General features: G+C 55.1%; 7 protein-coding genes and 1 pseudogene. 3 read left to right on the forward strand and 5 right to left on the reverse strand.

Features of this window, described 5'->3' with window-relative positions:
* Positions 1-12: 12 nt before the first annotated feature.
* On the reverse strand, positions 13-1,467 hold the full coding sequence (gene betB / locus J2D75_RS12650; protein ID WP_207855184.1) for a betaine-aldehyde dehydrogenase: 1,455 nt from the start codon (positions 1,465-1,467) through the stop codon (positions 13-15).
* A gap of 260 nt (positions 1,468-1,727) precedes the next feature.
* Here betB and choX point away from each other — a divergent pair, with 260 nt between their 5' ends.
* From choX to J2D75_RS12665, 3 genes are read left to right on the forward strand one after another with little or no spacing between them, the layout of a single operon-like run.
* Positions 1,728-2,663: a choline ABC transporter substrate-binding protein gene (choX, locus tag J2D75_RS12655; protein WP_207855185.1), complete on the forward strand. Its 936-nt coding sequence runs from the start codon at positions 1,728-1,730 to the stop codon at positions 2,661-2,663.
* A gap of 18 nt (positions 2,664-2,681) precedes the next feature.
* Positions 2,682-3,536: a choline ABC transporter permease subunit gene (gene choW, locus J2D75_RS12660; protein WP_207855186.1), complete on the forward strand. Its 855-nt coding sequence runs from the start codon at positions 2,682-2,684 to the stop codon at positions 3,534-3,536.
* Positions 3,533-4,720 (forward strand): quaternary amine ABC transporter ATP-binding protein, encoded by a 1,188-nt coding sequence (locus tag J2D75_RS12665; RefSeq protein ID WP_207855187.1) that lies wholly within the window; start codon positions 3,533-3,535, stop codon positions 4,718-4,720. Before choW ends, J2D75_RS12665 begins: the two co-directional genes overlap by 4 nt.
* Before the next feature lie 103 nt (positions 4,721-4,823).
* On the opposite strand, the gene J2D75_RS12670 is transcribed toward J2D75_RS12665, so the two are convergent.
* From J2D75_RS12670 to glyA, 4 genes and pseudogenes are all read right to left on the reverse strand, one after another.
* Complete coding sequence (locus tag J2D75_RS12670; RefSeq protein WP_243428742.1) at positions 4,824-5,696, reverse strand: formyltetrahydrofolate deformylase; 873 nt, start codon at positions 5,694-5,696, stop codon at positions 4,824-4,826.
* Positions 5,686-6,771 (reverse strand): GlxA family transcriptional regulator, encoded by a 1,086-nt coding sequence (locus tag J2D75_RS12675; protein ID WP_207855188.1) that lies wholly within the window; start codon positions 6,769-6,771, stop codon positions 5,686-5,688. The genes J2D75_RS12670 and J2D75_RS12675 overlap by 11 nt, the downstream gene beginning before the upstream one ends.
* 145 nt (positions 6,772-6,916) lie before the next feature.
* A complete protein-coding gene (locus J2D75_RS12680; RefSeq protein WP_207855189.1) occupies positions 6,917-7,327 on the reverse strand; it encodes a ketosteroid isomerase-related protein in 411 nt (136 codons plus the stop codon).
* Positions 7,328-7,469: 142 nt separating this feature from the next.
* Positions 7,470-7,830, reverse strand: a pseudogene (glyA, locus tag J2D75_RS12685) (serine hydroxymethyltransferase); the annotation flags it as partial.

The following is a 7,830-nucleotide window of genomic DNA, read 5'->3' on the forward strand; positions in this document are numbered from 1 at the left end:
GTTTTCTTCCGCTCAATAGGGGGCGTCTACACCGCCAAGGGCGACATAAACGCTCTTGACCTGCGTGTAATGTTCCACAGCCAGACGGCTGTTTTCACGACCCAGTCCGGATTGCTTGTAGCCGCCAAACGGCAATTCGATCGGAGTAATGTTGTACGTATTGATCCAGCACGTACCGGCTTCAAGCTGGTGAATAACCCTGTGCGCACGCGCCAGATCCGCAGAGAACACCCCTGCCGCCAAACCAAAAACGGTGGCATTGGCACGAGCAATTACCTCATCTTCTTCAACAAAATCAGAAACTGCCATGACAGGGCCAAAAATTTCTTCCTGCATGATACGCATTTCATCCACACAGTCTGCAAACACTGTCGGGGCAACAAACGCACCACGTGCCAGAGCGCCATCCTGCACTCTATGGCCACCGGTCAGAAGGCGCGCCCCCTCCTGCTTGCCGATTTCAATATATTCGAGCACCTTCTCCATATGCCCTTGCGAGATCAGGGACCCCATCTGTGTTTGCGGATCAAGTGGCTCACCAACACGGATTTTTTCAACCCGCTCTTTCAGGGCCGCCAGAAAACGATCCCGTATGGAAACATGGACAAAAACACGCGTGCCGTTTGAACAGATTTCCCCCGCAGAATAAAAATTGGCCAGCAGGGCAGCGGATACAGCATTATCAATATCCGCATCTTCAAAAATAATCAGGGGCGATTTACCGCCCAGCTCAAGGGTAACGTATTTAAGCGTTTCCGCTGCCCCGGCCATGACGCGCCGTCCGGTTCCGACTTCACCCGTCAGGGAAATCTTGCGGATGGCAGGCTCGCTCACCAGCATGCGCCCGACATCGGCCGCACCCTGCAGAACGTTAAAGACACCATCGGGCACGCCAGCCTGCTTGTAAATCCGGGCCAGATGCACGGCTGTCAGCGGTGTCATTTCCGATGGTTTGAACAGCATGGCATTGCCACAGGCCAGTGCAGGGGCGGATTTCCAGCACGCGATCTGGATAGGATAGTTCCATGCGCCGATCCCTGCTGTCAGGCCCAATGGTTCGCGCCGGGTATAGCCAAAAGCCTGCGCCCCCAGATCTACAGACTCGCCGTTCAAAGTGGCAGCGACCGCACCAAAATACTCGACCGCATCAGCGCCGGAAAGAATATCCACGGCCTCGGTTTCGGACAGGGGCTTGCCGGTATCCAAGGTTTCCAGCCGGGCCAGTTCGCTATTGTTTTCGCGCAGCAGATCCGCCGCGCGCCGCAGGATACGCCCGCGCTCAGCCCCGGTCATGGCGGCCCAGACCTTCTGGCCAGCCCGTGCGCTTTCTACAGCAGCCGCCACGGTTTCAGCCGTTGCACTTTCGGCCTGTGTCAGCACCTCTCCGGTGGCAGGATTCATAACCGGAAAACGCTCCCCGGTTGATGACAGGGGCTGCCCGCCCACCCAGCTACGGCAAATTTCCATAAATCCCTCTTTAATTCTTCACCGGACAGGACGCCGCATACGGGCGGCTCGTCATTTCACACAAGAAACCATATTCCTTTATTGAATGACATGGACATTCGCTTGAAGAAAACACCACCTGCCGCAAATATTACATCCACTTGAGATATTTACAAAAAATTCCTTCTTTTTCTTCGTATTTCCCTTGCACTTCATTTCATTTTTTACTCAGAATGATCCAGCCTGTGAATCAGACGCATACCAGCTGGAGAACACCGCCGATGAAAAAGCTACTCCTTGCCGCCTCGGTTCTTATTTCTTCGTCCCTTGCAGCACTCCCCGCCTCCGCAGCCGAACCGGCCTCCTGTCAAACCGTCCGTCTGGGCGATGTTGGCTGGACAGATGCCACCGCCGTTACGGCGCTGACCGCCAACGTGCTGCATGGCATGGGCTACAAGACACAGACCCCCATGGTCGCTCTTTCGGTTGTTTACCTGTCCCTCCAGATCAAGAAGCTCGACGCTTTCATGAGCGACTGGGAACCATCCGGCGCATCGGTTATCGGCCCGTATCTGGAAAAAGGGGCTGTTGAGCGTATCGCCACCAACCTGTCAGGCGCCCACTACACGCTGGGCGTGCCGGACTACGTGGCGGCACAGGGTGTGCATGATTTCAAGGATATCGCAGGCTGGGCTGAAAAACTTCACGGCACCATTTACGGTATCGAACCGGGCAATGACGGGAATCGCATTATTCTGGGTATGATCCAGCATAATGAATTCGGGCTCGGCAAATTCCACCTGAACGAAAGCAGCGAACAGGGCATGCTCTCACAGGTGGCGCGGGCAGTCGCTGCCAAGGAACCCATTGTGTTCCTTGCATGGGAACCCCACCCCATGAACATGCACTTCAATATCACTTATCTGACCGGCGGCGAGAAAGCTTTTGGCGCATCGGCTGAAGTAGATACCATCGTGCGCAAGGGCTACACAGCGGAATGCCCCAATGTGGGCCGCCTGCTCAAGCAGCTTTCCTTCACCATTGCTGCTGAAAACGAAATGATGAAGGCCATTTCCGAAGACCACGTGCCCGCAGCCGAGGCCACCAAACAGTGGCTGAAGGCACATCCTGATGTGCTGGATAAATGGCTGGACGGCGTCACCACCTTCGACGGCGCACCTGCCCTGCCGGCGGTTCGTGCATCCCTGGGTCTTTGAGGTTTAAATCACAATCCTATGCTGAACGCTGCCAATGACTGGATCACATCCCATAAAATCCCGCTGGGTCTGTGGATGTCGGATCTTGTCGATCTAGTCCGAATTCATTGCACAGGCCTGCTGGATATCATCAGCGGCAGTATTACCTGGGGGGTGGATTCCTTCACGGCCATGCTACAGGCCGCGCCCCCCATCTTGCTGATCGTTCTGGCCGTTGCAGGCACCGCCGCGCTCAAGCGTCGGTTTCTGGCCCCTACTCTGGTGGGGGTTGGGCTGCTGTTCATCCTCAATCAGGGGTATTGGGATGATACGATGGCCACGCTATCGCTCATCCTGTTTTCCACCCTCATTTCCATGCTGATCGGCGTGCCGCTTGGCATTGCCGCCGCCCATCGCCCCTGGCTGGATAAAGCCATGCACCCGCTGCTGGATCTGATGCAGACACTGCCGACCTTTGTCTATCTGATCCCCACCCTGATCCTGTTCGGTCTGGGAACGGTGCCGGGGCTTATTTCCACCATTATTTTCGCCATTCCCGCCCCTATCCGCATGACGGAAATGGGTATTGCCTCAGTTTCCAAAACCTTTCTGGAAGCCGGTGAGGCCTTTGGCGCAACTCCCCGCCAGCTTTTGTGGAAGATCGAACTCCCCGCAGCCCTGCCCATGATCCGCGCCGGACTGACACAGTGCATCATGCTCAGCCTGTCAATGGTGGTTATCGCAGCGCTTGTCGGCGCGGGTGGTCTGGGTGTGCCAGTGGTGCGGGCACTCAACACCGTTCAGGTAGATGTCGGGTTCGAAGCGGGCTTCGCCATCGTTATTCTGGCCATTATCCTCGATCGTGTCTGCCGCTCTGGAGACTCCGGACAATGAACTCTGCCCTGTCCTTCCGCCATGTCGATATCATGTTCCCCTCCCGCAAGGGGGGCGGACTGGTGGACAAAGCTATTGCGCTGGCCCGTGAGGGGAAAAGCCGGGCTGAAATTCTCGAAGCAACCGGTGTGGTGCTTGGTGTGTCCGATGCCAATCTTGAAGTCGAACGCGGCAAGATCAGCGTGCTGATGGGGCTATCAGGCTCCGGCAAGTCCACCCTGCTGCGTGCTGCCAACCGGCTGAACAAGACAGTGAATGGCGAAGTGCTGATCGGCAATGGCGTGGCGCATGTCGATATTGCCGCCTGCAACGAGGATACCCTGCGCGACCTGCGCAAAACACGCATTGCCATGGTGTTCCAGCAGTTCGCCATCCTTCCGTGGCGAACCGTACGAGAAAATGTAGGATTGGGACTGGAACTACGCGACATTGCGCCCGCCATCCGCCGTGAAATGGTTGACGAAAAACTCGAACTGGTCGGGCTGGACAAATGGGCGGATGCCAACGTCAAATCGCTCTCTGGCGGCATGCAGCAGCGCGTTGGTCTGGCCCGCGCCTTTGCCACCGATGCCGATATTCTGCTTATGGATGAGCCATTTTCCGCCCTTGATCCGCTAATCCGCCGCAAATTGCAGGATGAGCTGATGATGCTGCAGAAAAAGCTCAAAAAGACGATCCTCTTTGTCAGCCATGATATTGATGAAGCCATGAAAATTGGCAACCAGATCACCATCATGAAAGAAGGCCGTATCGTTCAGACCGGCACACCGCAGGAAATTGTCGCGACACCGGCCAACGATTATGTACGCGATTTTATCAGCCATATGAATCCGCTGCCCATTCTCAGTGCAGGCTCTTTCATGAAACCCCTGGCAGCCGATCTGTCAGACCTGACCCTCGCCGGGACCGGCCCTTACCGACTTGATCACGCGACTGGTCGGCTGGTCAGCGATACACGCAGCTTTTCCACACTCTTTTTGGAAGCGGGGCATCCTGCCCCACAGTCTGTGCCAGAAGACTGTATCCTGTGCGTGCCGGAAATGACATCACTCAGCGACATCGCGACCTTGAGCCAGCACAGCCCATGGCCGCTGCTCGTACATAACGGCAACACAATTACCGGCCTGTGCGATGAACGCAGCATTATTAGCGCAGTCGTACAGGTAAGCCGGGACGCAGCATAAAAAAACCTGCGAGATAAAAGCTCATACCCTCCCTCAGAAACAATAAAGGCCGGTGCATCTGCACCGGCCTTTTGTTTTATACCCAGATCACTCAGAAAAACCTTTAATCTGGAAAAACCACCGTTCTGTCATCATTCAGGAAAACACGACCATCCAGATGATAGCGCACGGCACGGGCCAGAACGCGGCGCTCTATATCACGCCCCTTGCGCACCAGATCCTCAATCGTATCAGTATGGGTAATCTGCTCAATATCCTGTTCGATAATCGGCCCTTCATCCAGATCTGTCGTAACGTAATGCGCGGTAGCCCCTATCAGTTTCACCCCGCGCAGGCTTGCCTGTCGGTATGGCTCCTGCCCCCGGAACCCCGGCAGAAAAGAGCGATGGATATTGATACAGCGCCCCTCCACATCCCTGACAAAACGATCAGAAAATACCTGCATATAACGGGCGAGAACGAGCAATTCCGCACCACTATCTTCCATAACAGCCCGGAGCGCATCTTCCTGCCCGTCTCGTCCTTCATCCGTCACAGGCAAGTGGTGGAACGGAATATCTCCCAGATGCACACGCCCACAGGCTACAGAGAGCGGATGGTTGGAGACAATACCCACAGGCTGCATCATGGGTAGTTCACCATTGCGCCAGCGATAGAGCAGGTCATTCAGACAATGATCAAAACGTGAGGTCATGATCAGGGTTCGAACAGGCTGCTGGCGCTCACGCAACTGATGATATGCCCCTAACCTGCCCGCAACACTGTCGAGCCTCCTGGATAACAGGGGCATATCCGCCGCACGCACGGTGCAGGCCATACGCATGAAGTAGCGATCCTGCATACGGTCATTGAACTGATTGATATCCTTGATATCACCATCACATTCCACAACAGCCTGTGAAAATGCTGCAATAATACCCGGTCTGCTCTGGCATTTTACCGTAATAACAGCAGCCTGTGTCATATCAACTGACATGTTCCATCTCTTCAAAAAGCCTGACACCCGCATAATTGTCATTAAAGAGAGCCGGTTCGGCATAACTGCCGCCAGCTGCCATCAGACGTAGCTCCGTTGGTGTCAGACCAAAACGGGCCTTGAACTGGCGTGAAAAATGCGCACAATCGGAAAAACCTGTTTCTATGGCTATTTCCGTAATCGACATATCGCCTTGCTTAAGCAGGGCTCGCGCATAACGCAGCCGAATCAATCGGTAAAAATCAGTTGGTTTCATACCAATTTCTGTCTGGAATAGCCGCACAAGATGCCGGGGGGACAGCCCGAGCTGCTCGGCAATGACCCCGATAGCCACGGGCTCATTCATGTTCTGCTCCATAGCCATGGCCGCGCGCTTAACATGCGGGTTAGCGGTCAGCCTGATTTCACCCATAAGAGGCGGAGTGGGTTGGAGTAAGTTTTGCTGCCGCACGGCCTGACGCTCCAGCAGCAGAACATGGCTGGCCTTCTGCGCCGTGGATTTACCAAAATGCTTTTCCAGAAGATAGCTGGCCATATCCGCCGTACCCGCCCCACCGGAGCAGGAAATACGGCTGCGATCAGCAACAAAAAGACGATCACTACTCACATTATGCTCAGGAAATTCTTCCATGAAATCCTGACGATGGTACCAGCTTACGCAGCACAGCCTGTTTTTCATCACCCCGGCGCGACAGAGCACAAATACCCCCGTACAAACACCCACGAGCGCCACACCCTGTGCAGCCGCCTGCCGGAGATAGGCAAGCGTTTGCTCTCCCACCTGCTCACGCCCCTGCAAAAGACCACCCACAACGATAATATAATCAAATTCAGCTGGTGGTAGCAGCCCCGCATCCCGGCTGACAGGAATTCCGCAACTGGAGCGCACAGGTTCAGGCTGTTCAGCAATAATCCTCCACTGGCAGCGGATCGGACGGCTGTTATCGTTACGGTCGGCGGCAAGGCGCAGATGATCAACCAGAAGAGCAAATGCCGAAAGCGTGAATTGTCTGGCCAGAATAATCCCAACCCGCAGATTGGGCGTTTTATCGGTTACGGGAGTTGTGCTGCGCATAACCTGTCCCCCATCCTGCTCCGCCAAATTGGCGGAGCGTCAACATATCCTGCCGGGTATGTCTGATATGTTCAAGGATGGAACTTTTATACCGGCCCTGTTTTCGTCAATGCGACATTTTTTTACATTTGCGCACAATAAAGCCTTAGGCGGAAACCTGCTTCAGCCAGTCTTCCAGATTATAATAATTCGTGATCCGGCTCACCTTGCCATCGCGCACTTCAAAAAATGCACCCGCAGGTAGAATGTAAGTCTGCCCCTTTGCTTCCGGCAGGCCTTCATCAGTATTCAGATACGTCCCATGCACGATAAACTCGGCAGCGGCCCGGCTGCCGCTTTCATTTGCCATGATCGCAATATCCTTGAGCTGCTCGGCATAGGAACGATCCATACGCTCAAGAAAACGCCTGAAAGTATCACGTCCGATCTCGCGACCGCCCTGATTGATGTCGTGAATGACATCATCCGTCAAAAGTTCAAGAAACCCTTCACGGTCTCCAGCATTGAACGCGGCATAATAACGGCCGACCAGATCAAGTGTATCCTGCTGTGCCATATCAACTGTTCTCCCTGTCTGGCTTTGCCGCTCTTGCGGGCAATCCCGACATACCATGGTCATGACCGGATAAAACCGCGCAACGGCCCGCCTTACCATTACAGCACTGCGGGGTCTTGCACGGTTTTTCTTTCCAGAATCGTTATCGTTTATAGATCGGGAACTGCGCGCAAAGAGCTTTGACGCGGGCATGCACCGCCTGCTCCACGCTCGCATCGCCCTCACCACCGGAGGCGGCGAGTGCGCTCAGCACTTCATCAATCATCTCGCCAATCTGGCGGAACTCGGCTTCACGGAAACCACGGGCTGTCGCCGCCGGGCTGCCAAGGCGCACGCCAGACGTAATCGCGGGCTTTTCCGGGTCAAACGGAATGGCATTCTTGTTGGCCGTAATGCCAGCACGTTCCAGCGCGTGTTCCGCTGCCTTGCCCGTCACCTTCTTGGGCCGCAGATCAACCAGAAGCAGGTGCGAGTCCGTGCCACCCGTCACGATGTCGAAGCCG

Source organism: Acetobacter suratthaniensis (assembly GCF_017377745.1).
Classification (GTDB): domain Bacteria; phylum Pseudomonadota; class Alphaproteobacteria; order Acetobacterales; family Acetobacteraceae; genus Acetobacter; species Acetobacter suratthaniensis.

What these genes read in the sequence shown, in the direction of transcription:
- betB (WP_207855184.1), bottom strand. Translation starts at nt 1,467, where the DNA reads ATGGAAATTTGCCGTAGCTGGGTGGGCGGGCAGCCCCTGTCATCAACC.
- choX (WP_207855185.1), top strand. Translation starts at nt 1,728, where the DNA reads ATGAAAAAGCTACTCCTTGCCGCCTCGGTTCTTATTTCTTCGTCCCTT.
- choW (WP_207855186.1), top strand. Translation starts at nt 2,682, where the DNA reads ATGCTGAACGCTGCCAATGACTGGATCACATCCCATAAAATCCCGCTG.
- J2D75_RS12665 (WP_207855187.1), top strand. Translation starts at nt 3,533, where the DNA reads ATGAACTCTGCCCTGTCCTTCCGCCATGTCGATATCATGTTCCCCTCC.
- J2D75_RS12670 (WP_243428742.1), bottom strand. Translation starts at nt 5,696, where the DNA reads ATGTCAGTTGATATGACACAGGCTGCTGTTATTACGGTAAAATGCCAG.
- J2D75_RS12675 (WP_207855188.1), bottom strand. Translation starts at nt 6,771, where the DNA reads ATGCGCAGCACAACTCCCGTAACCGATAAAACGCCCAATCTGCGGGTT.
- J2D75_RS12680 (WP_207855189.1), bottom strand. Translation starts at nt 7,327, where the DNA reads ATGGCACAGCAGGATACACTTGATCTGGTCGGCCGTTATTATGCCGCG.